Below are 25,642 nucleotides of genomic sequence, written 5' to 3'. Positions count from 1 at the left end.
GGCCGCGGAGTCTACCAGCTTCGTCGGCAACTGGCGCGAGTGGGACCATGCACACCGACCTGTGGAATTTTGCCCTGCAACTTTACGCCCGACCAGGCGTGGAGGCTGCCTGCCTGCAATGGCAGGACCTGGGTGGCGACGTCTGCCTGCTGCTGTGCGGCATGTGGCTCAGTGCGCGCGGCATAGCCCCGAACGAACAGCGGGCACGACAGCTCGCTGAATTGGCCGATGCCTGGCAAACCGATGTGGTGAAACCGTTACGCACGCTGCGCCAGGCCTGGCGCGACAAGGCTTCCCAAGACGCGCAATTAGCGGGTCTGCGTGAGCAGGTCAAAGGCTTGGAGTTAGCGGCTGAACGCGTCCTGCTGGAGCGTCTCGAGGGTATTTGCAAGGACTGGGCAGCGACGCCCGAAACGGGATTGGACTGGATAAGCTGGCTGGCACCCAAAGGCGCCGGTGCGCATCACGACGCGCTGCACGCGCTGCGCGTCGTGATGCTGACGACTCAGGACGCCGAAGACGGGGTCTGAGTAGCCGGTGCTGCCGAAGCTGCTGGTGCAGGCGACGGGGCAGCGGCTGGGGCTGCCGGGGGCTGCCGGTGCTGCTGGAGTCGCAGGTTTGGCGGCGGCTGGCTGCGCTGGTTTGGCAGCGGCTGGCTTGGCTGCAGGTTTTGCAGCAGGTTTGGCCGGCGCTTTCGCAGCAGCAGGCTTGGCCGCTGGCTTGGCAGCGGGTTTTGCCGCAGCAGGTTTGGCCGCTGGTTTGGCTGGCGCTTTCGCTGCTGCCGGTTTGGCCGCAGGCTTGGCTGCAGGTTTTGCCGCTGCAGTTTTAGCGGCTGGTTTGGCAGGCGCTTTGGCAGCAGGCTTGGCAGGTGCTTTGGCAGCAGGCTTGGCCACAGGCTTGGCGGCAGCAGGTTTGGCGGCAGCGGTACGGGCGGGTGCTTTGGCAGCTGGTTTGGCGGCAGCTTTAACCGCAGGCTTGGCCACAGGTTTAGCGGCAGCTTTAGCAGCGGGCTTGGCCGCTGGCTTGGCAGCAGGTTTGCTCGCTGCTTTGGCCGGCGTCTTGGCCGCTGGTTTGGCGGCGGGCTTGGCCGCAGCGGCGGCGGCAGGTTTGGCCGAACGCAGGGTCAGCGCCTTGGCGGCAGCTTCCTTGACCTTGCCAACGCCCTGGGCCAGCTTCAGGCTTTCCTGGGCATCACGCTTGAGTTGCAGGATGTAGGTGCGCGTTTGCGATTGACGGTCTTTCAACTCGTCGAGCAACTTTTCCAGTTCGCCCACAGCCGACTTGGCCTTGTTCTGTGCCTTGGCTTTGCCAGCCTTGGCCGCGTCCTGCAGTTTCAGCCGGGACTTGTGCAGTTTTTCCTGCGCCTTGCCCCGTTGTTTTTCCAACTTGGCGAGCAGTTTTTCAGCATCAGCCAGCGCTTGCGAGCAGGCATTTTCCAAATGATCGAGCAGGCTGCCCGAGAGTTGCTGGAGCAGGTGCAACGGCGTACTTACTGGCTTCTTATTGGCCGACATGGTTTACCTCCTGGCTGACGAGATTGCGGCTCATACTATGCTTCTGCTGCTACCGCCGCTAGGGCATGTTGACAGTATTAAATGCGCCGCGTTGCATGCCTGGGCAAAGTTGTTATCGCTGCAGCTGGAAACAAGTGTAGATGCTGCACAAAGTGTTGCTGATATTTACACGAAGTGACGAGCGAAGGCTGGCATACTTTATTTCCTCTGAAGCAGGAGCGAGCCTGTGCCGCGCTATCTAATCCTTACCCTGTTGCTATTGCCGACCTCGTTAATTGCAGCGCCTGAAACTAAACCTGCCAGCGACCATGACCTGGCGTACAGCCTGGGCGCCAGCCTGGGTGAGCGTCTGCGTACGGAAGTGCCCGACCTGCAACTCGACGCCTTGATTGAAGGGTTGCGCCAGGCTTATCAGAACAAGCCATTGGCACTGAGCAAAGAGCGCATGACGACAATACTCGGCGAACATGATGCCCAGGCCAACGACGCTGCGGTTCAAGCACAGACCGAGCAATTGCTGACAGCGGAAAAACGGTTCTTGGCCACTGAACGGGCTAAAGCCGGAGTGCGCGAACTGGCCGAAGGCATACTCGTCAGCGAGTTGCAGGCCGGGACTGGAAGCAAGCCCAAAGCGGGTGGCAAAGTCCAGGTTCGCTATGTTGGCAAGTTGCCGGATGGCACAGTGTTCGATCAGAACCAGCAAGCGCAATGGTTCAATCTGGACAGTGTGATCGAGGGATGGCAAGTCGCATTGCCGCAGATGGCGACAGGATCTAAGTGGCGACTGGTGATCCCTTCGGCGCAGGCTTACGGCGCCGAAGGCGCGGGCGACCTGATTGCGCCCTATACGCCACTGGTGTTCGAAATCGAGTTGCTCGGGGTTGCCGACTGAGGGTCGGCAGCACCGTCAGGCCTGGACCGCGCCTTCTTCGCTGTGCGCGGTGTGCAGCACTTCGATCAGGCAGTCTTCGAGCTCGAAACGCTCGTGCAACAAGCTGCCGAGCTTGCCTAGCTTTTCCGCGAAACGTTCAGGGTCGTTACAGTTGCCCTTGTCGCAATGATCGTTGAACGCCGAAGCGATTTCGGTGATGGCGTCGATGCGAGGGCTGATCTGCTTGGCCAGCTCCAGCCCGCGAGTGTCGCCAAACGCCTTGGCTTCGCTGACCAGTTGCTCGCTCACTTCAAAATGCCAGGCTGACACGTAGTCGATCAGCACCGCACAGAAGTCCCGGCTCTTGTCCTTGTCGGCAAAGGCCGGCTTGGCATCACGCAGCTCGCGGAAAGCCTTCACCAGCTCTGCACGCTCGTCCAACCAGCGGTCAATGAGCTTATGAACCCCACCCCAGCGTTCCTGAGCATTCTGACAACTATCTAGCATGGCGATCTCTTCCCTTCTGGGTAATGCCCCTGCCCCCGCGCCGCAAATGTGCAGAGCAAAGGTGAAGTCAGCAGAGCGGCATCGAGCAGCTGTGTTTTCGGTATGCGTGCAGGGAGATTATTCCCGTGCGCCCTTGCCTTCAAGGTACGCAGACGACAATGTTCATACAAGCGTTTAATCCGACCATTCTTTGCCGTCGGTCGCTTGCACCGTTAAAAAACCGCCTCAGCTTTTACCTGCCCGACTGAACAGCGGGCAGCCGCGACCGAGCAGGCGAACGATCGGCAAAGTCGCCAGCAACACGAAGGACAACAGGCTCCACTCGGGCAGGGTAAGGTCCAGGAAGCTCCAGTTGATTGGCACGCAGTCAGCACTGCCGATCACCATCACCTTGATCACCTGGACCATGGGCATGCTCTCGATCACGTAATCGAAAGCCGGCTGGCACTCGATGCTCGACAACGCCGGATTGCCCTGCAGCCAGACATGCCGGGCCGCCAGCAATGCCCCGCCTGTCGCACAGAACAGCGCCAGGGCGGCATAGACGCGGGTGCCGAGACGCCCCGGCGAATGCACCAACGCACACAGGCAGACCAAGGCAAAAGCCCCCAAAAACAAGCGCTGGCTGTAGCACAACGGGCATGGTACCAGGCCCAAGCCGAACTCCAGATAGAAAGCGGCCGCCTGGACCAGCACCGATGCCAGCAACGCCGGAAAGAACAATGTACGCAAGCGGGCCAACAGCATGGCGAGTCCAGAAGCGGGATAGACAGGCGATAACGGTAGAGGAAAGGCGCGGCTTGTATCAAGGCAAGACAGTCGGGACAAGTCGCTGATCGACAAGGGAAGCATCCCGAGTGCCGCAAGAAAAATGCTTAGCAATTTGCAGGAAAATTTACCAGCAAGGCGCAGAAAGATGACTCAAGCCCATGAGCGCGCGATTTGCGGTGCGCCCATGGGTACATCAAGCTCGAACAGCCTCAGGCAGTGGCAACGCCAGCAACCGCTGATCAAGCATACCCAGGCCTTCCTGGAATAGCTGATTGCTGCGTTCGGCATCACCCAAGCTGGCCAACAACCGGGCAAGTTCGGCACAGGCTTCGGGATTGCGCTGCACCCGCAGGCTGCTTTCCAGATAATCCCGCGCTTTGCCCCAAAGGCGATTCTGCAGGCTTAGCCGGCCCAGGGTCAGGAGCAGACTGGGATCGTCGGGATGTTCCTTGAGCCAGCCTTCTGCGGTTTGCAGCTGCCGTGCCAGGTCGCCACCGCGCACCAGCCCATAAAGCCGAGCCAGATGGCTTTCGTACTGGCGCTTGAGCGCCGTGCGCAGGGCCTGTTCGGCTTCGCTCTCTGCACCCAGCTGGCGCAGTTGCTCGGCATAGGCCAGCACCAACTGCGGCTCCTGGCGCTGCGCAGCGGTAAGCTGCTGCCAGGCGCGCTCAAGGGATTGACGAGCTGTCTGTTCATCGCCTTCACGGCTGGCGGCCAGGCTCAGGTTCTCACCCCAGGCTCGGCGCTCCAACTCGGCCAGTTCACTCACCGGCAGCACCTTGTCCTTGCGTAGCTCCGGCAGCAGGCGAATCAGCGCCGACCAGTCGCCACGCTCGCGATACAGGCGCTGCAACAGGCGCAGTACCTGAACGTTATGCGGATGGCGCTCTTGCATGGCCTGCAGGGTAATCAGGGCCGCATCGCTGTCACCACGGTCCATCTGCAACTGGGCGTGACTCAGGGCGATGGCCAGCTCCGCCTCGGGCTGACGCTCCAGGGCGCGCTCGAGCAAGTTGTCGCTGTCTTCGGTTCGGCCCAGTTCGTTGGCTGCACGCGCGGCACCGAGGTAATACAGCAAGGGTTGACGCTCGGCTTCGGCAGCCCGGTGCAGGTGACGCTGGGCACTGGCCCAGCGGCCCTCGGCGAGGTCCAGTTGGCCCTGCTCGATGGCCAGTTGGGTGCGACGGCTGCGATTACGCCGCGACCAGGGGTTGACCACCCCGCCGGATGTCAGCACCAGGCCGACCAGGTAGCGCACCAGCAGCACGGCCAGGATAATCGCGGTCAGGGCCGCCAGCGCTGCCCACAGGCCCGATTGATAGCGAAAGCTGCCGTAGGCGATCTGCACATAGCCGCTGTGCTTGGCAATCGCGATCCCGAGCCCGGCAGCAACGATAATCGCCACCACCGCCAGCAGGTAAACGCGCCTCATGGCTTGGCCTCCTCGACCGGCAAGTGCCGGCGTTCCAGGTAGGCCTGAACGGCACTGATACTGTCCGCCAGGTCCGGCACCACCACCGCGACCGGCTGTTCAGCCAGCGCGTTGAGGCTATCGAGCATGGCCTTGCTCTGTGGGTTGTCGGCGTTGAAGTTGGCCAGCAGCACACTGCGGGCGTCATCCAGGGCCTGGGTGTACACCTTGGCTTCGCCATTGAGTGCGGCCCACTGGGCTTGCTCGATGGTCAGGCTCAGGGCCAGGCGCAACTGGTTGAGCGACTGCCCCGCCAGCAATGGCCGGATGTTTTCGTCGGCGTCAAATTCGATCTGGAAGTACTTGGACAGCTCCGCCCACCATTGTGACCAGCGACTGGCGCCATCGCCATCGGCGGTCAAGGCACCCAGCGCATTGGCATCGCTGTTGAATTCCGGTGTCTGGGCACTGAGCTGCAGCACTTGCTCACGCTGGGCCGCGAGCTTCAGGAACAAGCCGGTGCGATCGGGCTGCTGGACGCTGTTGAGCGTAGCCAGGCTCTTGGCCAGTTGCTCACGGGCGGCAAAGGAGCCCGGGTCGCTCTGTTCACGGAGGATGTCATCAGCGCCCTTGACCAGTTCACGCGCGCTGACGATGTCCTGCAAGGCGGACAAGCGCAGGCTGGCCAGGCGCAGCAGATGCTCGGCTTCGGCCAGGCGCCAGTCCTTGCGGCTGGCGCCAAGGATGGTCTCCAGGCGCTGGCTCAAGCGTTGCTGGTCACCCTGCAGTTGAGCGACCAGACGCCGACGGTCTTCCAGTTCGGATGCGGGCGGCAGAACGGCCAACTGCGCAGAAAGTTGCTGTTCACGCTGCTGCAGGGCCTGGGTTTGCTCGCTCAGGGACTGCAGGTTCTGTGCCTGGCCCTGCTCGGCGCTCTGGAGCTGGCGAACCTGCCATACGCCCCACCCGCCAACTGCGACACCTGCCGCGCCCAGCAGCAAGGCCAGGATTGCCAGACCATTGCCGGACCGCTTGGCCGGTTCGACGGGGGTTTGTGCAGGAGCCTCTGGGGCCTTCAGTTCATCGTTGGGCAAGACAGTTTCGCTCACGTATCCATCCTTTGCATTACGGCACGTCGCCAATCAGCTTAGCGCCTTAGGGGGCTGGTGCAGGAGTTTCCTGCAATGTTGCCAGCAAAGCCGCGGCGCTTGCACCACGGCAATCCACTACATTCTGTGCGCCACTGGCGCGGGCGAGTTCCGCTACCCGCGGGCTGGGCACGAACAACGGTAGTTGCACCAACTGCGGCCAGTCTGCACCTGCCAGCTCGCGCAAGTGTTCAAAACCCTGCCCACTGCTGACCACCAGGCCATTCAGGCGTTCCCCGGCAATACGCCGGGCCAGGGTGGCCTCAGGGTAATGCGGCAGGTAGCGGCGATACAACTCAAGGTAATCGACACGGGCACCCAATGCGGCCAAGCGCTCAGCGAGCAATTCACGCCCCCCCTCGCCGCGGATGATCAACACCCGTGGCTGTGAGCGCCTGATCGCTTCGCTCAACGCCGGCAGCTGCAGCAATGCTTCGCTGTCGTCGCCTTGGGCTGGATAACTGACATTGAGGCCATGGTCGTCAAGAATCTGCGCAGTGGCTGCGCCGACGGTAAACCAGGCCTGCGCGGGGGGCTGCGGCCAGTGCACATTCAGCTGTTCTATAGCCAAGCGCGCAGCTGGCTTGCTGACGACAATCACCGCGCAGTACTGATCGAGCGTTTGCACCTGGCCAAGCTGCGCTGGCGTCAGCGCCAGCGGCTCGATTTCCAGCAACGGCAGGCTGCTGCTGAACACCCCCTGTTCGGCAAGCGTCTGGGCCAGCGCCGTGCATTCTTCTGCCGGCCGGGTCAGCAGCAGGCGCCAGCGGCTCACGGATGCCCGGCCTCGCCGTAGACCGCCTTGAGAATTTCCTCGGCACCTTGCCCGAGCAGGTCTTCGGCGACCTTGATGCCAAGCGCTTCGGCATCCTTGCGCGGCGCGCGGGCCTGGGCGGTGAGCAACTTGCCACCGGCGGGCTCGCCCACCAGCCCGCGCAACCAGAGCTGATCGCCTTCCAGCACCGCATAACAGGCAATCGGTACTTGGCAGCCACCGTTGAGGTGCTTGTTCAGGGCGCGCTCGGCAGTAACCCGGTCTGCGGTGTCGACGTGATGCAACGGAGCCAGCAGCGCATGGATTTCGCTGTCGGCGCTGCGGCACTCGATGCCCACTGCGCCCTGGCCGCCTGCGGGCAGGCTGTCGTCAACGCTGATACTGGAGGTGATGCGATCTTCAAACCCCAGACGGATCAGGCCGGCGGCGGCGAGGATGATGGCGTCGTACTCACCGGCATCGAGCTTGGCCAGGCGGGTGTTGACGTTGCCACGCAAGAAGCGGATTTCGAGGTCGGGGCGACGGCTCAGCAACTGGGCCTGGCGGCGCAGGCTGGAGGTACCGACGATACTGCCGGCCGGCAGCGCCTCGAGGCTGTCAAAGGTGTTGGAAACAAAGGCATCGCGCGGATCTTCGCGTTCACAGATGCAGAACAGGCCCAGGCCTGCCGGGAAGTCCATCGGCACGTCTTTCATCGAATGCACGGCGATGTCGGCCTGGTTCTCCAGCAGCGCGGTTTCCAGTTCCTTGACGAACAGGCCCTTGCCGCCGATTTTCGACAGCGGCGAGTCGAGCAACTTGTCGCCACGGCTGACCATCGGCACCAGGGTCACGACCAGGCCAGGATGGGCCTGCTCCAGACGGGCTTTGACATATTCGGCCTGCCACAGGGCCAGGGCACTTTTGCGGGTGGCAATGCGGATTTCGCGAGTGGACATGGAACGATCCGTACGAGATAGATTCGCCCGATGATAACAGCTCAGTCCAGACCGCTAGCAGATCTAAATCATGCTAGGTGCCGACCATCCCTGGCCCTCGACTGCTCGATAGTCCTCGCCCTTACAGTTGCTGCATCATCTTGCGTACACCGGCCACATGCCGGCGGCTGACGATCAGGGCATCGCCATTGAGGCCCTTGAGAAACAGTTGGAAATGCCCAAGCGGCGTGCGTTGCAAGCGCTCGATGCGGTTACGGGCGACCAGCGCGTTACGGTGAATACGGACAAAACGCTCGCCGAACTCGTCTTCCAGAGCCTTGAGTGGCTCGTCGAGCAGCACTTCGCCAGATTCGTGCCGCAGGGTCACGTATTTATGATCGGCGATGAAATAGATCACCTGGTCGAGGGGGATCAATTCAATGCCTTTGCGCGTGCGGGCACTGATATGGCTGCGCGGCCCGCTGCCACTCTCGGCCGCCGGCCGGGTCAGCGCCGCCAACTGCACGCGGTTGGGGCGTTCGGCCCTTTTCAAGGCGTCACGCAGGCTATCGGGCTGCACCGGCTTGAGCACATAGCCCAAGGTGCTGTCCTTGAACGATTCGACGGTGAACTCATGGTCACCGGTACAAAACACCACTGCAGGCGGTGCTTCGCGCTCGCACAGCCGCGCAGCGACCTGCAGGCCATCGAGCCCCGGCATGCGGATGTCGAGCAGGACGACCTCGGGCTTGAGGCTGTCAATCAGGGCCAGAGCCTCTTCGCCATTGGTGGCGCTGGGCTCCAGCACAGTATAGCCCTCCAGTTCGCCGAGCAGTCGGCTCAGGCGTTCCCGGGCTTGGGGTTCGTCATCAACGATCAGGACATTCATATTGCGCTGGATTCCTGCGTGAGTCTCGCACAAGGATAGCGTAGACAGGTGAGGTGACGACCGTCACGGCGATCCACGCTCAGACTCGCACGATGGCTAAAGATTCACTGGCCCGGCAGGAAACATGCCGAGCCTCTGTCCAACTGTAGACGGTTGCCGCAACACTGCCGTTCAATCGATAAATATCCTGTTGCAAGCGCGCTGTCGCGGGCCTGTGCTGCGACATAAACCCGCATTTACGCCGACCGCCGCACTCCGGCAGGGCCGCCAATCCTGCTATGATCGGCAGCACTTTTTCCGTTCACGCCTTCAACGAGTGAATCCATGAGCACCGACAAGACCAATCAGTCCTGGGGCGGCCGCTTCAGTGAGCCCGTCGACGCCTTCGTCGCCCGCTTCACCGCCTCCGTCAATTTCGACCAGCGCCTGTACCGCCACGACATCATGGGTTCGATCGCCCACGCCACCATGCTGGCGAAGGTCGGCGTCCTCACCGACGCCGAGCGCGACACCATCATCGACGGCCTGAAGACCATCCAGGGCGACATCGAGGCCGGCAACTTCGACTGGCGCGTCGACCTTGAAGACGTGCACATGAACATCGAGGCACGCCTGACCGACCGCATCGGCATCACCGGTAAAAAGCTGCACACCGGCCGCAGCCGCAACGATCAGGTCGCAACCGATATCCGCCTGTGGCTGCGTGACGAAATCGACCTGATCCTGGCCGAGATCACCCGCCTGCAGCAGGGCCTGCTGGAGCAGGCCGAGCGCGAAGCCGAAACCGTCATGCCCGGCTTCACCCACCTGCAGACCGCCCAGCCGGTGACCTTCGGCCACCACCTGCTGGCCTGGTTCGAAATGCTCAGCCGCGACTACGAGCGCCTGGTCGACTGCCGCAAGCGCACCAACCGCATGCCCCTGGGCAGCGCCGCACTGGCCGGCACCACCTACCCGATCGACCGCGAACTGACCTGCCAGCTGCTGGGCTTCGAAGCAGTAGCCGGCAACTCGCTCGACGGTGTCTCTGATCGCGACTTCGCCATTGAATTCTGCGCGGCCGCCAGCGTGGCGATGATGCACCTGTCGCGCTTCTCCGAAGAGTTGGTGCTGTGGACCAGCGCCCAGTTCCAGTTCATCGACCTGCCTGATCGCTTCTGCACCGGCAGTTCGATCATGCCGCAGAAAAAGAACCCGGACGTGCCGGAGCTGGTGCGCGGCAAGACCGGCCGCGTGTTCGGCGCCCTCACCGGCCTGCTGACCCTGATGAAAGGCCAGCCACTGGCCTACAACAAGGACAACCAGGAAGACAAGGAGCCGCTGTTCGACGCCGCCGACACCCTGCGCGACTCGCTGCGCGCCTTTGCCGACATGATCCCGGCGATCAAGCCGCGTCACGCCATCATGCGTGAAGCAGCCCTGCGCGGCTTCAGCACCGCCACCGACCTGGCCGACTACCTGGTACGCCGTGGCCTGCCGTTCCGTGATTGCCATGAAATCGTCGGCCATGCGGTGAAGTACGGTGTCGATACCGGCAAGGACCTGGCGGAAATGAGCCTGGACGAGCTGCGCCAGTTCAGCGACCAGATCGAACAGGACGTGTTCGCCGTCCTGACCCTCGAAGGGTCAGTCAACGCCCGTGACCACATCGGCGGTACTGCGCCTGCGCAAGTACGCGCTGCCGTAGCCCGCGGCAAGGCGCTGCTCGCCGCGCGCTAAGCCCTGTCGCGTGCTGCTGCCCGGCCAGTTCTGACTGGGTGGCAGCACTTGGCCTTCAAGGCTTGCTTGAGCGCACCATCTCCAGAAAAGCAGGCATCTGCGCTTCCTTGTCGGCGGCAATTCTCTGCACGTTCGGGTTGTGCTTGAAGCGCTCCAACAGCTCACGCGCTTGCGGAAAGTCTTCCAGCACGTCGATGGCGAAGACCTTCTTGCCCACGGCATAGGCCAGGTCGACGCTAAAGCAGAACAGTATGTCGGCGAGGGTCAGGCTGTCGCCGGCCACAAATGGGCTGAACTTGCCATTGCGCTTGAGGGTGGCGATACCGGCCAGCAATTCGGCCTTGGCCTTGGCCTTGATGGCGTCATCGACCCGTGCGCCGAAAAATGCTTCGGGGTAGCAGGCGCGGGCAGGCAGCTCGATGTACAGCTCGATCTCCTTGGCCAGCTCGTGCACCTTGGCCTGGGCAAAAACCCCTTCAGGCAATAGCGCCTTGCCCGGCTGGGTCCGCTCGATGTAGTCGAGGATCAGGTTGGTTTCGCTGATAAAGCCCTCTTCGGTCTCCAGCACCGGCACCTTGCCGCGCGGGCTGAGCTTCAGCGCTTCGGGGCTCTGGCCGCCGAAAAACAGCACTTCTTCAAACGGCACGCCCTTTTCCAGCAGCGCCAGTTTGGCCATGTTGTAGTAGTTGCTGACCGAAAATCCATGAAGCTTGAGCATGAAACAGCCTCCAGGCCGTAAAGGGGTTGGCCGGGTTGTTATAGACCCAAGTGCCGGGTACTGACCAGCATCATGGAGTTTGTCGATAGCAAGGCATCGGTGCCCGGCTCGTGGCAAACTGGGCACCCCAAAAGAGGAAAGCGCCCATGAGCGAACCAACCGATATCGACAACGACGAAGAAGAGTTCGCCGAGTCGACCCTGATCGAAGCGATCGAGAACCAGATCGAAAGCGACAACCCGCCGGCGGCCAAAGCCACGTTCAACAAGTTGACCCTGGTGGGTTACGAGCGTGAAGATATCCTCAACCTCATGGCCCATGTGCTGGCCTACGAGATTGACGCGATGCTCGAAGACGACCGCGCGTTCAACACCGAATGGTACGAAACCGCCTTGCGCGCCCTGCCCGAGCTGCCGCCGGAAAAGGTCTGAAGCAAAGCAGGATTTCCCTGACTACACTGCAAAACCAGGCACCGGCGACGGTGCTGCCCTCCTTGTCTGGAAGTCGGAGTCTCTATGTCGTTTACCCCCGAACTGATTGCCGAGCTGGAAGTCCTTGCCTTGTTCAACCTGGATAGCAGCCAGGAAGGTATCAAGGTTCATAACACTGCCTCCAAGGAGGTAATCGCTGCAGCGCGTCGTCTGTACGAGAAAAAGCTCACTGACCAGCCCGATGGCGGTTACCTGACCAGCCTTGGTCACGATGCTGCCGAGAACGTGCAGGTGTTGCTGAACATTCTGAATGTCGGCGAACCTGCCTGATCGGGACTGCCTTGCAGTCCATCGCCGGCAACGCCGGCTCCCACAGTGGGGGCTGGCCTTGCTATCGGTCGTCTCCACACCATCGCTAATAAAATGGCGTCAAAATTAAAATAGCTTAAACTCGCCATTGCTCCCTAGACGGCCGGTTTCAGCTCGCCATGAACCACCCCCACGAAATTCGCCCCGACCTCGATCAGGGCATTGACCGCAAGGTGCTCAGCCAGCTGCGCCAACGTTTTCTGACGCTCAACCAGGGGCGCCTGGGGCGGGCCATGGACGGGCTGTCTAGCCGGCAACAGCAGGTGCTGACCCTGCTGCCGCTGTTCTTGCACGTCAATCACCCGCTGCTGCCCGGTTATGTATCCGGCAACACACCGGCGGGCGTCGCCAATTTCGAGCCTGATGCCCCACTGCTGGCCGAAGCCCAGCGCCTGACCCGCTCGTTCTCGTACAAGGCCCGGCGCGGCAACCCGCCCCAGCCGATTCATGGGCTGTACCTGATGGGCAGCCTGGGCACCCTGGCCCAGGCCGAGCAAAGCGACATGGACGTCTGGGTCTGCCACGCCGCCGACCTCAGCGAAAGCGAGCTGGCGGAGTTGCGCAAGAAGTGCCTGTTGCTGGAAATCTGGGCGGCCAGCCAGGGCGCCGAGGCCCACCTGTTCTTGATCGAGCCGCAGAGCTTCGTCCAGGGCGAACGTGACGGCCAGCTCAGTTCCGACGACTGCGGCACCACCCAGCATTACCTGCTGCTCGACGAGTTCTACCGCACCGCCATCTGGCTCGCCGGGCGCACGCCCTTGTGGTGGCTGGTACCGGTCTACGAAGAAACACGCTACCGGCAATACATCGAGACCCTGCTGTGCAAACGCTTCGTGCGTGCCGAAGACAACCTCGACCTCGGCCACCTGGCGCACATCCCGCCAGGCGAGTTCGTCGGCGCCGGTCTCTGGCAGCTGTTCAAGGGCATTGAGTCGCCCTACAAGTCGGTGCTCAAGCTGCTGCTGACCGAGGTCTATGCCAGTGAACACCCACAGGTGCAGTGCCTGAGCCTGCAGTTCAAGCAGGCGGTGTTCAGCAATCACCTCGACCTCGACGAGCTCGACCCCTACATGATGGTCTACCGGCGCATCGAGCAGTACCTGCAAGGCCGGGGCGAACGTGAGCGGCTGGAGCTGGTGCGGCGCAGCCTGTACCTGAAGGTCAACAAGAAGCTCAGCGGCCTGGCCCGCTCGCGCAGCACCAGTTGGCAGCGCGAGCTGCTGCAACGGCTGAGCCGGGAATGGGGCTGGGACGAGCGTCAACTGACGCTGCTCGACAGCCGCAGCCAGTGGAAAGTCCGCCAGGTGGCGCTCGAGCGCCGCGAGCTGGTGGCCGAGCTGAACTACAGCTACCGCTTCCTCTGCCAGTTTGCCCGCAGCCAGAACGCCATCAGCCGCATCGACCAGCGCGACCTCAGCGTGCTCGGCCGGCGCCTGTATGCCGCTTTCGAACGGCGCGCCGGCAAGGTCGAGTTCATCAACCCGGGAATCGCCCCGGACTTGGCCGAAGATACCCTGACCCTGGTCCAGTCACCCAACCGCAAGGAGCCCGGGCAACACCACTGGGGCCTGTACAACGGCAACCTGGGCGTACACGAGTGGGAGCATTTTGCTCCGATCAAGCGTTGCCGCGAGCTGCTTGAGCTGCTGACCTGGGCCCACCGCAACGGCGTGATCGACAGCAGCACGCGCCTGGCCCTGCACCCGGGCAGCAGCGACCTGAGCGAGTACGAGCTGTTCAACCTGCTCGGCAGCCTGCAACAGAGCGTCGCCCTGCCGTTGTCGCTGGTCAGCGAACAGCGCCTGCTGCAGCCCAGTGTGGCCGACGAGATCCTGCTGTTGGTCAACGTCGGCGTCGACCCGCTGCAACACCACCGCGACCTGAACATCCTGATGACCACCGAACGCACCGACTCGCTGAGCTATGCCGGGGTGCGCGAAAACCTGGTGCTGACCCTCGACCAGGTCACGCTCAACAGCTGGAACGAAGTGCAGGTGCACCGCTACGACGGCGGACATGCGCTGTTGCGCTGCCTGCGTGATTACCTCAATGGTCTGGGCAGCGAGCACATCCCTCGGCTGCGGGTGCGCTGCTTCTGCCACAACCGTGCCCAGGCCATTGCCCTGCGGGTCGAAGACGTATTCGCCACCACCCAGGGGCTGCTGGCGCAGAACCTCAACCATCGCTACCTGTTGCAGGTTGAGCAGCACACCCATGTGCTGGAGCTGCACCCTGGCGCCGTGAACCTGGTGACCCTCGACGATCAGGACGCAGTACTGCGCTACCTCGGCGAAGAACGCAGCGATTACAGCCCCCTGCACCTGGACGCCAACGCCCTGCAGGAGCTGGACCTGGCGCAGGTACTACCCTTGGGCCAACCGCAATGCATCCAACTGTTCTATCGGGTGCAAGAGGCCTTCGCCGATGTCTACGTGCTCGATGAGCACAATGCCCTGTGGCAGCAACGCCTGCCGTTCCACGATGAAAACAGCCTGTTGCTGCCCCTGCAGCGCTTTTTGCAATCGATCGTGTTTCGCCGCGAAGCACGGCTGCCCCTGGACAGCCTGCAGGCCCAAGGCTCACTGGATATTCTTTATTACCAATTGTTGCCGTCAGGCCCTGGCAAGGTCCGCCAGGTGGAAGCGCGCCAGGTCGAGGTCAAGGCCATCGACCGGCCGTACTACGAAGTGCAGGCAATTTTACAAGCTGGCGCCAGCGACGACGTACAAGTAACGCTGTACTGCAATCAGCGGGAGTTTTCCCAGCTCGAGCATGGCGACCAACTGTATGCGGTGGTCGCCCGCGAGATCATCGATCAGCGCCGCGAGGCCGAGCGCTACCGCTGCTATATCACCGACCTTGACCTGTCGGGCCTGCTGGCCGACGGCCTTGGCTCAAGCATCCTCTACCTGCGCTACAAGGGTGAACTGGAGCGGGCGCTCAACGAGGCCCTGGCGCAGGCTTAAGGCTCAGAGGTCGAAGTCGCCCGCCGCTTCTGGCTGGTACTCGACTGCCAGCAGCTCGAGCTTGAGGGTCTTGCCACCCGGCGCCGGCCAGTCGATCTTCTCGCCCACCGACAGGCCCAGCAGTGCACTGCCGATCGGTGCGAGGATGGAGATCTTGCCTTCGTCAGCGTTGGCGTCCTTGGGATAGACCAGGGTCAGGTGGTAGTCCTTGCCGCTGGCTTCTTCGCGGCAATGAACCCGGGAGTTCATGGTCACGACACCGGCCGGAACTTCCTCGTGACCGACCTGTTCGGCGCGGTCCAGCTCGTCCTGCAAGGCGAGCACACCCGGCGACTCCTGCGTCTTCTCATCGAGGCTTTCGATAAGACGCTCGAGACGCTGTACGTCCAATCGGGTGACGATAATGGAAGGCTTGGTGCTCATGATCCGGTCAGACTCCTTTTTCTGGGCGATATAAAGCAAAACCCCGCCCAAGGGCGGGGTTTGCAGGAATTCGGCACAGCCGAAACAGGTTCGACACTACCACAGCCAAGTAAATACACAATACCCGCAGGGTCTATGCCGACCCGGCCAGTTGGCGACGCGCCAGCGCCTCACGGCAGATCTGCCGGCGCTGCTCATCGTCGGCCGCACGCCACTGGCGAATGTCCTCGACATGGCGAAAGCAACCGATGCAGACCTTGTGCTCATCCAGCCGGCAGGTGCTGATGCACGGCGACGGCACTGCCGGGCTGACATTGCTGTAGAGCGGCTTGGCCGGCTTGGCTGCGCTGCTCATCAGATTTCGTCGAAGTCGAGCTTTTCACCGACCCGCTCCCAGACGATGCGCTCAAGCATCTCACCGAGCAGCTCTTCGGTCTTTTCGCAGGTCCACTTGCCGCTCGACTCATCGTAGTCGAAGTGGAAACCACCGGATTTGTCGGCCAGCCACAGCTGGCGCAGCGGCTCCTGGCGACTGAAGATCAGTTGGCTGCCGTTGTCGAACTTGATGGTCAGGACCCCTGCCGAGTTCTCCATGTCCAGATCCAGGTCCGTCTCGTCGAACAGGTCTTCCAGCGCCTGTTGGGTCGCGTCGACCAGGTCGTGAAAACGCGCTTCGGTCAAACTCATTGCAAGAACCTCAAAAATGTCTGCACACACGCAAGCCGGGCAAGATACGAGCGCGGCGCGCCGAATGCAAAGGATACCGACCTGTGCCAGGCAGCGCAGCCACCACCCCGCCCGACGGCGGGCTGCCTGCATAGGCAAGGGGCCGGGCGCTCGGTATACTCGGGCGCAATACTGCATATTACAAAGGATTACGCCATGAAGCGCCTGATCTCCACCCTCGCGGCGCTCGTCGCGGTTGCCTGCCTCGTCTCCGCCTGCGGCCAGAAGGGCCCGCTGTACCTGCCAGACGACAGCAAAGACGGTCAAAAGTCGCAATCGCACAAGCACCAGTAAGGGTAACCCATGGACGCTTTCAACTACCGCGACGGTGAACTGTTCGCGGAAGGCGTGGCCCTGTCGGCCATCGCCGAACGTTTCGGCACGCCGACCTACGTCTACTCGCGCGCCCACATCGAGGCCCAGTACCGTAGCTACGCCGATGCCCTGGAGGGTGTTTCGCACCTGGTGTGCTTCGCCGTCAAGGCCAACTCCAACCTCGGCGTGCTGAACCTGCTGGCCCGCCTGGGTGCAGGTTTCGACATCGTTTCCGGCGGTGAGCTGGAGCGTGTCCTGGCCGCTGGCGGTCGGGCCGATCGCGTGGTGTTCTCCGGCGTCGGCAAGACCCGTGAAGACATGCGCCGCGCCCTGGAAGTCGGCGTGCACTGCTTCAACGTCGAATCCACCGACGAGCTCGAACGCCTGCAGGTCGTGGCTGCCGAAATGGGCGTACGCGCGCCGGTTTCGTTGCGGGTCAACCCGGACGTCGATGCCGGCACCCACCCGTACATCTCCACGGGCCTGAAAGAAAACAAGTTCGGTATCGCCATCGCCGATGCCGAAGAGGTGTACATCCGCGCCGCGCAGCTGCCAAACCTGGAAGTGGTCGGCGTCGACTGCCATATCGGCTCGCAGCTGACCACCCTGGAACCCTTCCTCGATGCCCTCGACCGCCTGCTGGCGCTGATCGACCGCCTCGGCGACTGCGGCATCCTCCTGCGCCACCTGGACCTGGGTGGCGGCGTCGGCGTGCGCTATCGCGACGAAGAGCCGCCACTGGCCGGCGACTACATCAAGGCCATCCGCGAGCGGGTCGGTGATCGCGACCTGGCCCTGGTGTTCGAGCCGGGCCGCTACATCGTTGCCAACGCCGGCGTGCTGCTGACCCAGGTCGAGTACCTCAAGCACACCGAGCACAAGGATTTCGCCATCGTCGATGCGGCGATGAATGACCTGATCCGCCCAGCCCTGTACCAGGCCTGGATGAACGTCACCGCCGTGCAGCCGCGTGCCGGTGAAGGCCGTACCTACGACATCGTCGGGCCGATCTGCGAAACCGGCGACTTCCTCGCCAAAGAGCGCGAACTGAACCTGGCCGAAGGCGATTTGCTGGCGGTGCACTCGGCGGGCGCCTATGGTTTCGTCATGAGCTCGAACTACAACACCCGTGGTCGTTGTGCCGAAGTGCTGGTCGATGGTGACCAGGCCTTCGAAGTGCGTCGTCGCGAAACCGTGGCCGAGTTGTTCGCCGGCGAAAGCCTGCTGCCGGAGTAACCCCATGCTGCTGCGTTTTACCAAGATGCATGGGCTGGGCAACGACTTCATGGTCCTCGACCTGGTCAGCCAGCATGCGCACATTTTGCCCAAGCACGCCAAGCAATGGGGCGACCGCCACACCGGCATCGGCTTCGACCAGCTGCTGATCGTCGAGGCGCCAAGCAATCCGGAAGTGGATTTTCGCTACCGGATCTTCAACGCCGACGGCTCCGAGGTCGAACAGTGCGGCAACGGTGCGCGCTGCTTTGCGCGCTTCGTGCTGGACAAGCGCCTGACCGCGAAAAAACGCATCCGCGTCGAAACCAAGGGCGGCATCATCGAGCTGGACGTGCGCAACGACGGGCAGATCAGCGTCGACATGGGCCCACCGCGGCTGGTGCCGGCCGAGATCCCGTTCGAGGCGCCGGCCCAGGCCCTGAGTTACCCGCTCGAGGTCGCCGGGCGCAACGTGGAACTCTTCGCCGTATCGATGGGCAACCCCCATGCGGTACTGCGGGTCGACGACATCAACGCCGCCCCGGTGCACGAGCTGGGCCCGCAGATCGAACATCACCCGCGCTTCCCGCAGCGGGTCAATGTCGGCTTCATCCAGGTCATCGACCGCCACCGCGCGCAACTGCGGGTGTGGGAACGTGGCGCTGGCGAAACCCAGGCCTGCGGAACCGGCGCCTGCGCCGCAGCCGTGGCGGCGATCAGCCAGGGCTGGATGGACTCACCGCTGTTGATCGACCTGCCGGGTGGGCGCCTGTCCATCGAATGGGCAGGCCCGGGCACACCGGTGCTGATGACCGGCCCCGCCGTACGCGTGTTTGAAGGACAGGTTCGTCTATGAGTGAGTACCAGCCATGACCGATCAGCCCCAGGCTCCCGCCGAACAGCCCTGCGACCTTAGTGCCGAGGGCTCGACGCCCACCCTCGGGGCTGAGGCCGTGGTTGCCTACCTGCGCGACAACCCGACGTTCTTTGCCGAGCACGACGAGCTGCTCAGCGAGCTGCACATCCCCCATCAGCGTGGCGATAGCGTGTCGCTGGTCGAGCGCCAGCTCAAGCTGCTGCGCGACCGCAATATCGAGATGCGTCACCGCCTTTCGCAACTGATGGACGTGGCCCGCGACAACGACCGGCTGTTCGACAAGACCCGCCGGCTGATCCTCGACCTGCTCGATGCCGACAGCCTGGAAAACGTGGTCATGGCCGTCGAAGACAGCCTGCGCCAGGAGTTCAAGGTGCCCTTCGTCAGCCTGATCCTGTTCGGTGAAACCGCCGCGCCGGTCGGTCGCTGGGTCAACAGCGCCGACGCCCAGCAAGCCATTGGCGGCCTGTTGTGTGCCGGCAAGACGGTCAGCGGTAACCTGCGCGATCATGAGCTGGACTTCCTGTTCGGCGAAGAGCAGCGCAAGGAAGTCGGCTCCAGCGCCGTCGCCACCCTCAATCATCAGGGCCTGCACGGCGTACTGGCGATCGGTAGCCGCGACCCGCAGCATTACAAGAGCACGGTCGGCACCCTGTTCCTCAGCTACATCGCCGAAGTGCTCGGCCGAGTAGTACCGCGCCATACCCAGACCCTGCGTCCGGTGCGCTAGTGGAGCGCCAGCTGGAGGCCTTCTGCGCGCACTTGCGCAACGAGCGCCAGGTGTCCGAACACACCCAGCTGGCCTACCGACGTGACCTGGAGAGTGTCCTGGCGTTCTGCGCCAAGAGCGGCATCGACAGCTGGAACGCGCTACAGATCCAGCATCTGCGCCAACTGATCGCCCGCCAGCATCACCAGGGCCAGTCTTCACGCAGCCTTGCCCGCCTGCTTTCGGCAGTGCGTGGTTTCTACCGCTACCTCAACCGCGAAGGCCATTGCAGCCACGATCCGGCCAACGGCCTGTCGGCGCCCAAGGGCGAGCGGCGCCTGCCCAAGACCCTCGACACCGACCGAGCCCTGCAACTGCTGGAAGGCGCGGTCGAAGATGAATTTCTCGCCCGCCGCGACCAGGCCATGCTCGAGCTGTTCTACTCCTCCGGCCTGCGCCTGTCGGAGCTGACCAACCTCAATCTCGATCAGCTTGACCTGCCAGACGGCCTGGTACAGGTGCATGGCAAGGGCAGCAAGACCCGCGTGCTGCCGGTCGGCCGCAAGGCCCGCGAGGCACTGGAGCAATGGCTGCCCCTGCGCGCCGGCAGCGGCCCGCAGGACGGCGCGGTGTTCGTCAGCCAGCAGGGCCGGCGCCTCGGCCCACGGGCCATTCAGCTGCGAGTACAGGCCGCTGGCGCCCGCGAGCTGGGCCAGAACCTGCACCCGCACATGTTGCGACACTCCTTCGCCAGCCATCTGCTGGAATCGTCCCAGGACCTGCGCGCCGTACAAGAGATGCTCGGCCATGCCGACATCGCCACCACGCAGATCTACACTCACCTGGACTTCCAGCACCTGGCCGCCGTGTATGACAGCGCCCACCCCCGGGCCAAACGCAGTAAGGGCAGTGACTCATGAGCATCAAGCTGATCACCTTCGACCTCGACGACACCCTGTGGGACACCGCGCCGGTGATCGTCAGCGCCGAGGCCATCCTGCGCGACTGGCTGGCCGCCAATGCGCCGGACCTTGGCGCAGTACCCGTGGAGCACCTGTACGCCATCCGTGAGCGCCTGGTGCAGGCTGAGCCTGGGCTCAAGCACCGCATCAGCGCCTTGCGCCGGCGCGTGCTGTTCCGCGCCCTGGAAGAGGTCGGCTACAGCGAGAACAAGGCCCGTGAGCTGGCCAACGAAGGCTTCGAGGTGTTCCTCCACGCCCGCCACCAGATCGACATCTTCCCCGAAGTGCAGCCGGTGCTGGAGATCCTGCGTCACAGCTACACGCTGGGCGTGGTCACCAACGGCAACGCCGATGTGCGCCGCCTGGGCCTGGCCGATTACTTCAAGTTTGCCCTGTGCGCCGAAGACCTAGGGATAGGCAAGCCCGACCCGCAACCCTTCCTCGAGGCCCTGCGCCAGGGCGAAGTCGACGCTGATGCGGCGGTACACATCGGCGATCACCCCGGCGATGACATTGCCGGGGCCCAGCGCGCCGGCCTGCGGGCGATCTGGTTCAACCCTCAGGGTAAGACCTGGGAGGCTGAGAACCGCCCTGACGCGGAGATCCAGCGCCTGTCGCAGCTGCCTGAACTGCTCAACAGCTGGCGCTAAATCTGTGGGAGCGGGCTTGACCCGCGATTGCGGACTGTCAGCGCACATCGCATCGCGGGGCAAGCCCGCTCCTACATTTCGGCGATCCAACCATTACAGACACAAAAAAGCCCGCAGCGACGGCGGGCTTTTTTGCTGACGGGGCCACTCAGATAGGGCGGCTACCGTACTTGTTGTCCGGCTTCTTGGGCGGATCGGCGACCACGTTGGCCTCCACTTCCTGCACCTTGCCACCACGGGAGAGAAACTCTTCCATGGCCTTGGCCAGGGCATCACGCTCCTTCTGCTTGGCTTCCATGCTCGGCATCTCGTCGACCGAGACCGCCGCCGACTTCTTGCCTTTGGCTACGGGAGCCGGGCTGTCGTCGCCGCTGTCGTCAGCCACATCATCGGCTGCCGCTTCCAGACCGTCATCAGTTTCGTCTTCGTCGCCTACTTCGAGGTCGTCATTTTCCAGATCGTCGTCGCTCATGTTCTACCTCATGACTTGCGAAAAGCAGATTAGTTATAGACCAGCAACGTCGAAAATCGACAGCTGCCAGAAAAAATTCAAGGTCCGCGGACTGGCCGCAGGCCGTGGTTGCGCCACAACGAATGGCGAGAACCGGGCAAACCCCACGTCACGGGCGAGGTCTGTACAAATAAAGAGCGGGCGCGTTAACGCGCCGGCATACCCTGGCGTGATCGACTCGCTTATTGGCAAGCCTAGCAAAGGGTATGGAAGTTTGCGGACAGCTCGTCAGCACCCTTCGGCGCGCATTCTAGCGTGCTCAGAGAAAAAGCAAAGTGCCTAAATTTCACTGAACGCTGTAAGTTTTCTACCCACGCCACATGCAGCCATCAAAGCTCGGCAAGAAACCGTTTGCGCTTGAACGAACGGGCAAAATCCGGGCAAAAAAATGCCCGGCAAGCCGGGCAAGATTTTTTCGAGGACGTTACAGGTTGTAGCCGCGCTCGTTGTGTTGCGCCAGGTCGAGACCGACCGACTCTTCTTCTTCGTTGACCCGCAGGCCCATGACCAGATCCAGCACCTTGAGAATCACGTACGTGACGATCGCGGTGTAGATCACGGTAAAGCCGACGCCCTTGGCCTGAATCCAGACTTGCGCGCCGATGTCTTCGACGGTGCCGAAGCCGCCCAGTGCCGGGGCTGCGAACACGCCGGTGAGGATTGCACCGACGATACCGCCGATGCCGTGCACGCCGAAGGCGTCCAGCGAGTCGTCATAGCCGAGCTTGCGCTTGAGGCTGGTGGCGCAGAAGTAGCAGATCACGCCCGCCACCAGGCCGATCACCAGGGCGCCCATCGGCCCGACGGTGCCGGCAGCCGGGGTGATGGCCACGAGACCGGCTACCACGCCCGAGGCGATACCCAGTGCGCTGGGCTTACCGTGGGTCAGCCACTCGGCGAACATCCAGCCCAGTGCCGCTGCCGCGGTAGCGATCTGGGTGACCAGCATGGCCATGCCGGCGGTGCCGTTGGCGGCGGCGGCGGAGCCTGCGTTGAAGCCGAACCAGCCGATCCACAGCATGGCTGCGCCCATCAGCGTGTAACCGAGGTTGTGCGGGGCCATCGGCGTGGTCGGGAAGCCCTTGCGCTTGCCCAGCACCAGGCAGGCCACCAGGCCGGCGATACCGGCGTTGATGTGCACCACGGTGCCGCCGGCAAAGTCGAGCACGCCCCAGTCCCACATCAGGCCGCCGTTACCGCTCCAGACCATGTGGGCGATCGGCGCATAGACCAGGGTGAACCAGATGGCCATGAAGATCAGCATCGCCGAGAACTTCATGCGCTCGGCAAAGGCTCCGACGATCAGCGCCGGGGTGATGATCGCGAAGGTCATCTGGAAGGTGATGAATACCGCTTCAGGGAACAGCGCCGCCGAAGAGGTCAGGCTCGCCGGAGTCACGCCGGCAAGGAACGCCTTGGACAGACCGCCAACGAAGGAATTGAAATTGACTACGCCTTGCTCCATACCCGTGGTATCGAACGCCAGGCTATAGCCGTAAACCACCCACAGAACGCTGATCAGGCCGGTGATCGCAAAGCACTGCATCATCACCGACAGCACGTTCTTGGAACGCACCATACCGCCGTAGAACAGGGCCAGACCAGGGATGGTCATGAACAGCACCAGGGCTGTGGCGGTCAACATCCAGGCGGTGTCGCCGGAGTTGAGCACGGGGGCTGCCTCCTCTGCCAGGGCCAGGCCGGGCATTACGAGGGACAAAAGGGCTCCTAGCCCTGCGAACTGACGCAGAGTCATATTGTTATCTCCTGGGGCGTTGGGGTTTGGTGAGGCTTTTTTGTTAGATCGCGTCGGTATCGGTTTCGCCGGTACGGATGCGAATCGCCTGCTCCAGATTGACCACGAAAATCTTGCCGTCACCGATCTTGCCGGTGTTGGCCGCCTTGGTGATCGCCTCGATGACCCGGTCCAGATCCTTGTCGTCGATAGCAACGTCGATCTTCACCTTGGGCAGGAAATCGACCACATATTCAGCGCCGCGATACAGCTCGGTGTGACCTTTCTGCCGGCCGAAACCTTTGACTTCAGTGACAGTGATGCCCTGCACGCCGATTTCGGACAACGACTCGCGCACGTCGTCCAACTTGAACGGCTTGATGATGGCAGTGACTAGCTTCATGAAACTCTCTCCCGAATTGGTGGACTTGCCCCAGGAAAACAAACCCGACTCAAGTCTAAGCGCAGTGCCTGGCTTTGTAACGCGTCGTCATGGTGACTGCATCAGTGCATGGGTCATGAAGGTCTTAGCAGAAAGCTTGCCAGATTGGTTAAAGCCCAGAATTACAGGGGCTTACGTTACCCGGCCCGACTTGGCCAGTCGCCAGCACCGTTTTGATGCACAACAACGGTGCGCGGCGTTTCGCCGCCATGCGCGAAAAGCGTGCAGCATTGGGGCGCGAATACTGCGTGTTACACTGGCGCCCCATTGCATACTGTGGACAGCCGAACATGCTCGCGCCCAAAGCCTTTCTTGATGCCCTGAGCGACCAGGCCTCGCGCCTGTTCAGCGGTGATACCTCGCAGCCTCGCAGCGAAATCGAAAGCCAGTTCAAAGCCCTGCTGCAAAGCGGCTTCAGCAAACTGGAACTGGTCAGCCGGGAAGAATTCGACAGCCAGATGGTCGTCCTGGCCCGCACCCGCGCCCGCCTTGAAGCGCTCGAAGCCAAGGTCGCGGAAATGGAAGCACGCCTGAACCCGCCTGCCGCCGAGTGAGCCTGCGATGACGCCATCTGCTGAATATCCGGTGCTGTTGTTCTCCTACGGCACCCTGCAAGACAAAGCCGTGCAGCTGGCCAACTTCGGCCGCGAACTGGTCGGCCAGGCTGATCAGATGCTCGGTTACAGCCAGGCCTGGGTGGAAATCACCGACCCGCAAGTCCTGGCCACCAGCGGCAAGACCCACCACCCGATCGTCACCCCCAGCAGCAATGCCGAGGACAGCGTGGCCGGCATGGTCTTGCAGATCAGCGAGGCGGAACTTGCGGCGGCGGATGCCTATGAAGTGGCCGACTACAAGCGGGTCGCCGTGACCCTGGCCTCTGGCCTGACGGCCTGGGTTTACGTGCGCGCCTGAGCTCATGGCGTGGCTGGCTGAGCTGGCCTCATCGCGGGTCAAGTCGAGTCTTCGCCCCGCCGCTCCCACAAGGGGGCTGTGTACGCCGGACCTGTGGGAGCTGGCCTTGCCAGCGATCGAGCGCAAAGCGCTCGCAAAAACACGCCGGTAAAAACCTGACTCACTCTTCCCCGCCCCGATCCGCTCCACCCCACTACGCTTGCAGAGCCGCAGGACGCGGCCTCGTCTAGATCATGGAGCGTTCATGTCCCTCGCCCTTGTCCACAGCCGTGCCCAGGTCGGTGTTTCGGCCCCGGCAGTCAGTGTTGAAGCGCATCTGGCCAATGGTCTGCCGGCGCTGACCCTGGTTGGCCTGCCGGAAGCGACCGTGAAAGAAAGCAAGGATCGGGTGCGCAGCGCGATCCTCAATTCCGGCCTGGAATTCCCCGCCCGGCGCATCACCCTCAACCTCGCGCCAGCGGACCTGCCCAAGGATGGCGGGCGCTTCGACCTGGCCATCGCCCTGGGGATTCTCGCCGCCAACGGCCAATTCCCGATTGCAGCGCTTGGCGAAGTGGAGTGCCTGGGTGAACTGGCGCTGTCCGGGGCGATCCGCTCGGTGCAAGGCGTATTACCCGCCGCATTGGCCGCACGGGAGGCCGGCCGAGCCCTGGTGGTACCGCAGGAAAATGCCGAGGAAGCCTGCCTGGCGTCTGGGCTCGTAGTGTTTGCAGTCAGCCATCTGTTGGAACTGGTCGCCCACTTCAACGGCCAGACCCCGCTCAACCCTTACGCCGCCAACGGTTTGCTGCTGCAGATTCGCCCCTACCCCGACCTCAACGAAGTGCAGGGCCAGCAAGCTGCCAAGCGCGCGCTGCTGGTCGCCGCCGCAGGCGCACACAACCTGCTGTTCAGCGGCCCTCCCGGCACCGGCAAGACCCTGCTCGCCAGCCGACTGCCCGGCCTGCTGCCGCCGCTGGATGAACGCGAAGCGCTGGAGGTGGCGGCGATCCAGTCGGTGGCCAGCCATGTACCACTGAGCAGCTGGCCGCAGCGGCCGTTTCGTCACCCGCACCATTCGGCCTCAGGTGCTGCGCTGGTCGGCGGTGGCAGCCGACCGCAGCCCGGGGAAATAACCCTGGCCCACCACGGCGTGCTGTTTCTCGATGAGCTGCCA

29 protein-coding genes and 2 pseudogenes are annotated in these 25,642 nt (G+C 62.9%); 15 read left to right on the top strand and 16 right to left on the bottom strand.

The features are described from left to right. Window positions 1-47 precede the first annotated feature (47 nt). Entirely contained in the window at window positions 48-530 is a 483-nt protein-coding gene (locus UW3_RS28070) for a TIGR02444 family protein (RefSeq protein ID WP_036994884.1), read from the top strand. Here the strand turns inward: UW3_RS28070 and UW3_RS29045 are convergent. Then, a pseudogene (locus tag UW3_RS29045) lies at window positions 506-1,514 on the bottom strand (AlgP family protein). The gene UW3_RS28070 and the pseudogene UW3_RS29045 overlap by 25 nt on opposite strands. A 226-nt stretch (window positions 1,515-1,740) precedes the next feature. Between UW3_RS29045 and UW3_RS0104740 the strand changes: the two are divergent. Beyond that, window positions 1,741-2,406: an FKBP-type peptidyl-prolyl cis-trans isomerase gene (locus UW3_RS0104740; protein ID WP_010221141.1), complete on the top strand. Its 666-nt coding sequence runs from the start codon at window positions 1,741-1,743 to the stop codon at window positions 2,404-2,406. 15 nt (window positions 2,407-2,421) lie between these two features. On the opposite strand, the gene UW3_RS0104735 is transcribed toward UW3_RS0104740, so the two are convergent. The 8 genes and pseudogenes from UW3_RS0104735 to UW3_RS28615 all read right to left on the bottom strand — a co-directional run. Next, window positions 2,422-2,892: an Rsd/AlgQ family anti-sigma factor gene (locus UW3_RS0104735; protein ID WP_010221140.1), complete on the bottom strand. Its 471-nt coding sequence runs from the start codon at window positions 2,890-2,892 to the stop codon at window positions 2,422-2,424. A 225-nt stretch (window positions 2,893-3,117) separates the two neighbouring features. Further along, a complete protein-coding gene (locus tag UW3_RS0104730; protein ID WP_010221139.1) occupies window positions 3,118-3,639 on the bottom strand; it encodes a disulfide bond formation protein B in 522 nt (173 codons plus the stop codon). Window positions 3,640-3,856: 217 nt separating this feature from the next. Further along, window positions 3,857-5,095, bottom strand: a complete 1,239-nt coding sequence (locus UW3_RS0104725; protein WP_010221138.1) for a heme biosynthesis protein HemY — start codon at window positions 5,093-5,095, stop codon at window positions 3,857-3,859. Continuing rightward, a complete protein-coding gene (locus UW3_RS0104720) occupies window positions 5,092-6,183 on the bottom strand; it encodes a uroporphyrinogen-III C-methyltransferase (protein WP_010221137.1) in 1,092 nt (363 codons plus the stop codon). Before UW3_RS0104720 ends, UW3_RS0104725 begins: the two co-directional genes overlap by 4 nt. 46 nt (window positions 6,184-6,229) lie before the next feature. Then, window positions 6,230-6,997 carry a uroporphyrinogen-III synthase gene (locus UW3_RS0104715; RefSeq protein ID WP_010221136.1) on the bottom strand — a complete coding sequence of 256 codons (768 nt, stop codon included), beginning with the start codon at window positions 6,995-6,997 and terminating at the stop codon, window positions 6,230-6,232. Further along, a complete protein-coding gene (gene hemC / locus UW3_RS0104710) occupies window positions 6,994-7,935 on the bottom strand; it encodes a hydroxymethylbilane synthase (RefSeq protein WP_010221135.1) in 942 nt (313 codons plus the stop codon). Before hemC ends, UW3_RS0104715 begins: the two co-directional genes overlap by 4 nt. Before the next feature lie 121 nt (window positions 7,936-8,056). Next, window positions 8,057-8,803 (bottom strand): LytR/AlgR family response regulator transcription factor, encoded by a 747-nt coding sequence (locus UW3_RS0104705; RefSeq protein WP_010221134.1) that lies wholly within the window; start codon window positions 8,801-8,803, stop codon window positions 8,057-8,059. Continuing rightward, window positions 8,800-8,907 (bottom strand): annotated as a pseudogene (locus UW3_RS28615) (sensor histidine kinase); the annotation flags it as partial. The gene UW3_RS0104705 and the pseudogene UW3_RS28615, both read right to left, overlap by 4 nt. Window positions 8,908-9,127: 220 nt before the next feature. Here UW3_RS28615 and argH point away from each other — a divergent pair. Then, a complete protein-coding gene (gene argH, locus UW3_RS0104700) occupies window positions 9,128-10,522 on the top strand; it encodes an argininosuccinate lyase (protein WP_010221133.1) in 1,395 nt (464 codons plus the stop codon). 55 nt (window positions 10,523-10,577) lie between these two features. On the opposite strand, the gene UW3_RS0104695 is transcribed toward argH, so the two are convergent. Continuing rightward, entirely contained in the window at window positions 10,578-11,240 is a 663-nt protein-coding gene (locus UW3_RS0104695) for a glutathione S-transferase family protein (protein ID WP_010221132.1), read from the bottom strand. Between the two features lie 146 nt (window positions 11,241-11,386). Here UW3_RS0104695 and UW3_RS0104690 point away from each other — a divergent pair, with 146 nt between their 5' ends. From UW3_RS0104690 to UW3_RS0104680, 3 genes are all read left to right on the top strand, one after another. Continuing rightward, entirely contained in the window at window positions 11,387-11,671 is a 285-nt protein-coding gene (locus UW3_RS0104690) for a hypothetical protein (RefSeq protein ID WP_010221131.1), read from the top strand. An 84-nt stretch (window positions 11,672-11,755) separates the two neighbouring features. Next, window positions 11,756-12,001 carry a TIGR02647 family protein gene (locus UW3_RS0104685; RefSeq protein ID WP_010221130.1) on the top strand — a complete coding sequence of 82 codons (246 nt, stop codon included), beginning with the start codon at window positions 11,756-11,758 and terminating at the stop codon, window positions 11,999-12,001. 158 nt (window positions 12,002-12,159) lie between these two features. Beyond that, on the top strand, window positions 12,160-15,006 hold the full coding sequence (locus UW3_RS0104680) for a class I adenylate cyclase (protein ID WP_010221129.1): 2,847 nt from the start codon (window positions 12,160-12,162) through the stop codon (window positions 15,004-15,006). 3 nt (window positions 15,007-15,009) lie between these two features. Here the strand turns inward: UW3_RS0104680 and rnk are convergent, their stop codons facing one another. From rnk to cyaY, 3 genes are all read right to left on the bottom strand, one after another. Next, window positions 15,010-15,429, bottom strand: a complete 420-nt coding sequence (rnk, locus tag UW3_RS0104675) for a nucleoside diphosphate kinase regulator (RefSeq protein ID WP_010221128.1) — start codon at window positions 15,427-15,429, stop codon at window positions 15,010-15,012. Window positions 15,430-15,562: 133 nt separating this feature from the next. Continuing rightward, on the bottom strand, window positions 15,563-15,784 hold the full coding sequence (locus UW3_RS0104670; RefSeq protein WP_010221127.1) for a DUF1289 domain-containing protein: 222 nt from the start codon (window positions 15,782-15,784) through the stop codon (window positions 15,563-15,565). Beyond that, the gene (gene cyaY / locus UW3_RS0104665; protein WP_010221126.1) at window positions 15,784-16,116 is read right to left on the bottom strand and encodes an iron donor protein CyaY; all 333 of its coding nucleotides are present in this window, start codon (window positions 16,114-16,116) and stop codon (window positions 15,784-15,786) included. Before cyaY ends, UW3_RS0104670 begins: the two co-directional genes overlap by 1 nt. Window positions 16,117-16,311: 195 nt before the next feature. Here cyaY and lptM point away from each other — a divergent pair, with 195 nt between their 5' ends. The 6 genes from lptM to UW3_RS0104635 are packed head-to-tail and all read left to right on the top strand — an operon-like array spanning window position 16,312 to window position 20,883. Next, entirely contained in the window at window positions 16,312-16,449 is a 138-nt protein-coding gene (gene lptM / locus UW3_RS28065) for an LPS translocon maturation chaperone LptM (RefSeq protein WP_010221125.1), read from the top strand. 9 nt (window positions 16,450-16,458) lie between these two features. After that, window positions 16,459-17,706, top strand: coding sequence for a diaminopimelate decarboxylase (gene lysA / locus UW3_RS0104655; protein WP_010221124.1), 1,248 nt, complete (start codon window positions 16,459-16,461; stop codon window positions 17,704-17,706). Between the two features lie 4 nt (window positions 17,707-17,710). Next, on the top strand, window positions 17,711-18,541 hold the full coding sequence (gene dapF, locus UW3_RS0104650) for a diaminopimelate epimerase (RefSeq protein WP_010221123.1): 831 nt from the start codon (window positions 17,711-17,713) through the stop codon (window positions 18,539-18,541). A 13-nt stretch (window positions 18,542-18,554) separates the two neighbouring features. Continuing rightward, entirely contained in the window at window positions 18,555-19,292 is a 738-nt protein-coding gene (locus UW3_RS0104645) for a DUF484 family protein (protein WP_010221122.1), read from the top strand. After that, entirely contained in the window at window positions 19,292-20,191 is a 900-nt protein-coding gene (gene xerC, locus UW3_RS0104640; protein ID WP_010221121.1) for a tyrosine recombinase XerC, read from the top strand. Before UW3_RS0104645 ends, xerC begins: the two co-directional genes overlap by 1 nt. Next, entirely contained in the window at window positions 20,188-20,883 is a 696-nt protein-coding gene (locus tag UW3_RS0104635; RefSeq protein ID WP_010221120.1) for an HAD family hydrolase, read from the top strand. The genes xerC and UW3_RS0104635 overlap by 4 nt, the downstream gene beginning before the upstream one ends. Before the next feature lie 148 nt (window positions 20,884-21,031). Here UW3_RS0104635 and sutA read toward each other — a convergent pair whose 3' ends face one another. From sutA to glnK, 3 genes are all read right to left on the bottom strand, one after another. Next, entirely contained in the window at window positions 21,032-21,355 is a 324-nt protein-coding gene (sutA, locus tag UW3_RS0104630; RefSeq protein WP_010221119.1) for a transcriptional regulator SutA, read from the bottom strand. A 463-nt stretch (window positions 21,356-21,818) separates the two neighbouring features. Continuing rightward, on the bottom strand, window positions 21,819-23,150 hold the full coding sequence (locus UW3_RS0104625) for an ammonium transporter (protein ID WP_010221118.1): 1,332 nt from the start codon (window positions 23,148-23,150) through the stop codon (window positions 21,819-21,821). A 43-nt stretch (window positions 23,151-23,193) separates the two neighbouring features. Further along, window positions 23,194-23,532 carry a P-II family nitrogen regulator gene (glnK, locus tag UW3_RS0104620; RefSeq protein WP_002555808.1) on the bottom strand — a complete coding sequence of 113 codons (339 nt, stop codon included), beginning with the start codon at window positions 23,530-23,532 and terminating at the stop codon, window positions 23,194-23,196. A gap of 329 nt (window positions 23,533-23,861) precedes the next feature. On the opposite strand from glnK, the gene UW3_RS0104615 reads away from it, so the two are divergent. The 3 genes from UW3_RS0104615 to UW3_RS29250 form a co-directional block, all read left to right on the top strand. Next, a complete protein-coding gene (locus tag UW3_RS0104615; RefSeq protein WP_010221117.1) occupies window positions 23,862-24,125 on the top strand; it encodes an accessory factor UbiK family protein in 264 nt (87 codons plus the stop codon). A gap of 7 nt (window positions 24,126-24,132) precedes the next feature. Then, entirely contained in the window at window positions 24,133-24,486 is a 354-nt protein-coding gene (locus UW3_RS0104610) for a gamma-glutamylcyclotransferase family protein (protein ID WP_010221116.1), read from the top strand. Between the two features lie 244 nt (window positions 24,487-24,730). Further along, window positions 24,731-25,642: YifB family Mg chelatase-like AAA ATPase (locus UW3_RS29250; protein ID WP_010221115.1), on the top strand; the 912-nt coding region annotated here is incomplete at its 3' end.

Source organism: Pseudomonas donghuensis (genome assembly GCF_000259195.1).
GTDB classification, from domain to species: domain Bacteria; phylum Pseudomonadota; class Gammaproteobacteria; order Pseudomonadales; family Pseudomonadaceae; genus Aquipseudomonas; species Aquipseudomonas donghuensis.
The sequence above is the reverse complement of the archived record's forward strand: the minus strand, read 5'-3'. Positions and strand labels throughout refer to the sequence as shown.

What these genes read in the sequence shown, in the direction of transcription:
- UW3_RS28070 (WP_036994884.1), top strand. Translation starts at nt 48, where the DNA reads ATGCACACCGACCTGTGGAATTTTGCCCTGCAACTTTACGCCCGACCA.
- UW3_RS0104735 (WP_010221140.1), bottom strand. Translation starts at nt 2,892, where the DNA reads ATGCTAGATAGTTGTCAGAATGCTCAGGAACGCTGGGGTGGGGTTCAT.
- UW3_RS0104730 (WP_010221139.1), bottom strand. Translation starts at nt 3,639, where the DNA reads ATGCTGTTGGCCCGCTTGCGTACATTGTTCTTTCCGGCGTTGCTGGCA.
- UW3_RS0104725 (WP_010221138.1), bottom strand. Translation starts at nt 5,095, where the DNA reads ATGAGGCGCGTTTACCTGCTGGCGGTGGTGGCGATTATCGTTGCTGCC.
- hemC (WP_010221135.1), bottom strand. Translation starts at nt 7,935, where the DNA reads ATGTCCACTCGCGAAATCCGCATTGCCACCCGCAAAAGTGCCCTGGCC.
- UW3_RS0104705 (WP_010221134.1), bottom strand. Translation starts at nt 8,803, where the DNA reads ATGAATGTCCTGATCGTTGATGACGAACCCCAAGCCCGGGAACGCCTG.
- argH (WP_010221133.1), top strand. Translation starts at nt 9,128, where the DNA reads ATGAGCACCGACAAGACCAATCAGTCCTGGGGCGGCCGCTTCAGTGAG.
- UW3_RS0104695 (WP_010221132.1), bottom strand. Translation starts at nt 11,240, where the DNA reads ATGCTCAAGCTTCATGGATTTTCGGTCAGCAACTACTACAACATGGCC.
- UW3_RS0104690 (WP_010221131.1), top strand. Translation starts at nt 11,387, where the DNA reads ATGAGCGAACCAACCGATATCGACAACGACGAAGAAGAGTTCGCCGAG.
- UW3_RS0104685 (WP_010221130.1), top strand. Translation starts at nt 11,756, where the DNA reads ATGTCGTTTACCCCCGAACTGATTGCCGAGCTGGAAGTCCTTGCCTTG.
- UW3_RS0104680 (WP_010221129.1), top strand. Translation starts at nt 12,160, where the DNA reads ATGAACCACCCCCACGAAATTCGCCCCGACCTCGATCAGGGCATTGAC.
- rnk (WP_010221128.1), bottom strand. Translation starts at nt 15,429, where the DNA reads ATGAGCACCAAGCCTTCCATTATCGTCACCCGATTGGACGTACAGCGT.
- UW3_RS0104670 (WP_010221127.1), bottom strand. Translation starts at nt 15,784, where the DNA reads ATGAGCAGCGCAGCCAAGCCGGCCAAGCCGCTCTACAGCAATGTCAGC.
- cyaY (WP_010221126.1), bottom strand. Translation starts at nt 16,116, where the DNA reads ATGAGTTTGACCGAAGCGCGTTTTCACGACCTGGTCGACGCGACCCAA.
- lptM (WP_010221125.1), top strand. Translation starts at nt 16,312, where the DNA reads ATGAAGCGCCTGATCTCCACCCTCGCGGCGCTCGTCGCGGTTGCCTGC.
- lysA (WP_010221124.1), top strand. Translation starts at nt 16,459, where the DNA reads ATGGACGCTTTCAACTACCGCGACGGTGAACTGTTCGCGGAAGGCGTG.
- dapF (WP_010221123.1), top strand. Translation starts at nt 17,711, where the DNA reads ATGCTGCTGCGTTTTACCAAGATGCATGGGCTGGGCAACGACTTCATG.
- UW3_RS0104645 (WP_010221122.1), top strand. Translation starts at nt 18,555, where the DNA reads ATGACCGATCAGCCCCAGGCTCCCGCCGAACAGCCCTGCGACCTTAGT.
- UW3_RS0104635 (WP_010221120.1), top strand. Translation starts at nt 20,188, where the DNA reads ATGAGCATCAAGCTGATCACCTTCGACCTCGACGACACCCTGTGGGAC.
- sutA (WP_010221119.1), bottom strand. Translation starts at nt 21,355, where the DNA reads ATGAGCGACGACGATCTGGAAAATGACGACCTCGAAGTAGGCGACGAA.
- UW3_RS0104625 (WP_010221118.1), bottom strand. Translation starts at nt 23,150, where the DNA reads ATGACTCTGCGTCAGTTCGCAGGGCTAGGAGCCCTTTTGTCCCTCGTA.
- glnK (WP_002555808.1), bottom strand. Translation starts at nt 23,532, where the DNA reads ATGAAGCTAGTCACTGCCATCATCAAGCCGTTCAAGTTGGACGACGTG.
- UW3_RS0104615 (WP_010221117.1), top strand. Translation starts at nt 23,862, where the DNA reads ATGCTCGCGCCCAAAGCCTTTCTTGATGCCCTGAGCGACCAGGCCTCG.
- UW3_RS0104610 (WP_010221116.1), top strand. Translation starts at nt 24,133, where the DNA reads ATGACGCCATCTGCTGAATATCCGGTGCTGTTGTTCTCCTACGGCACC.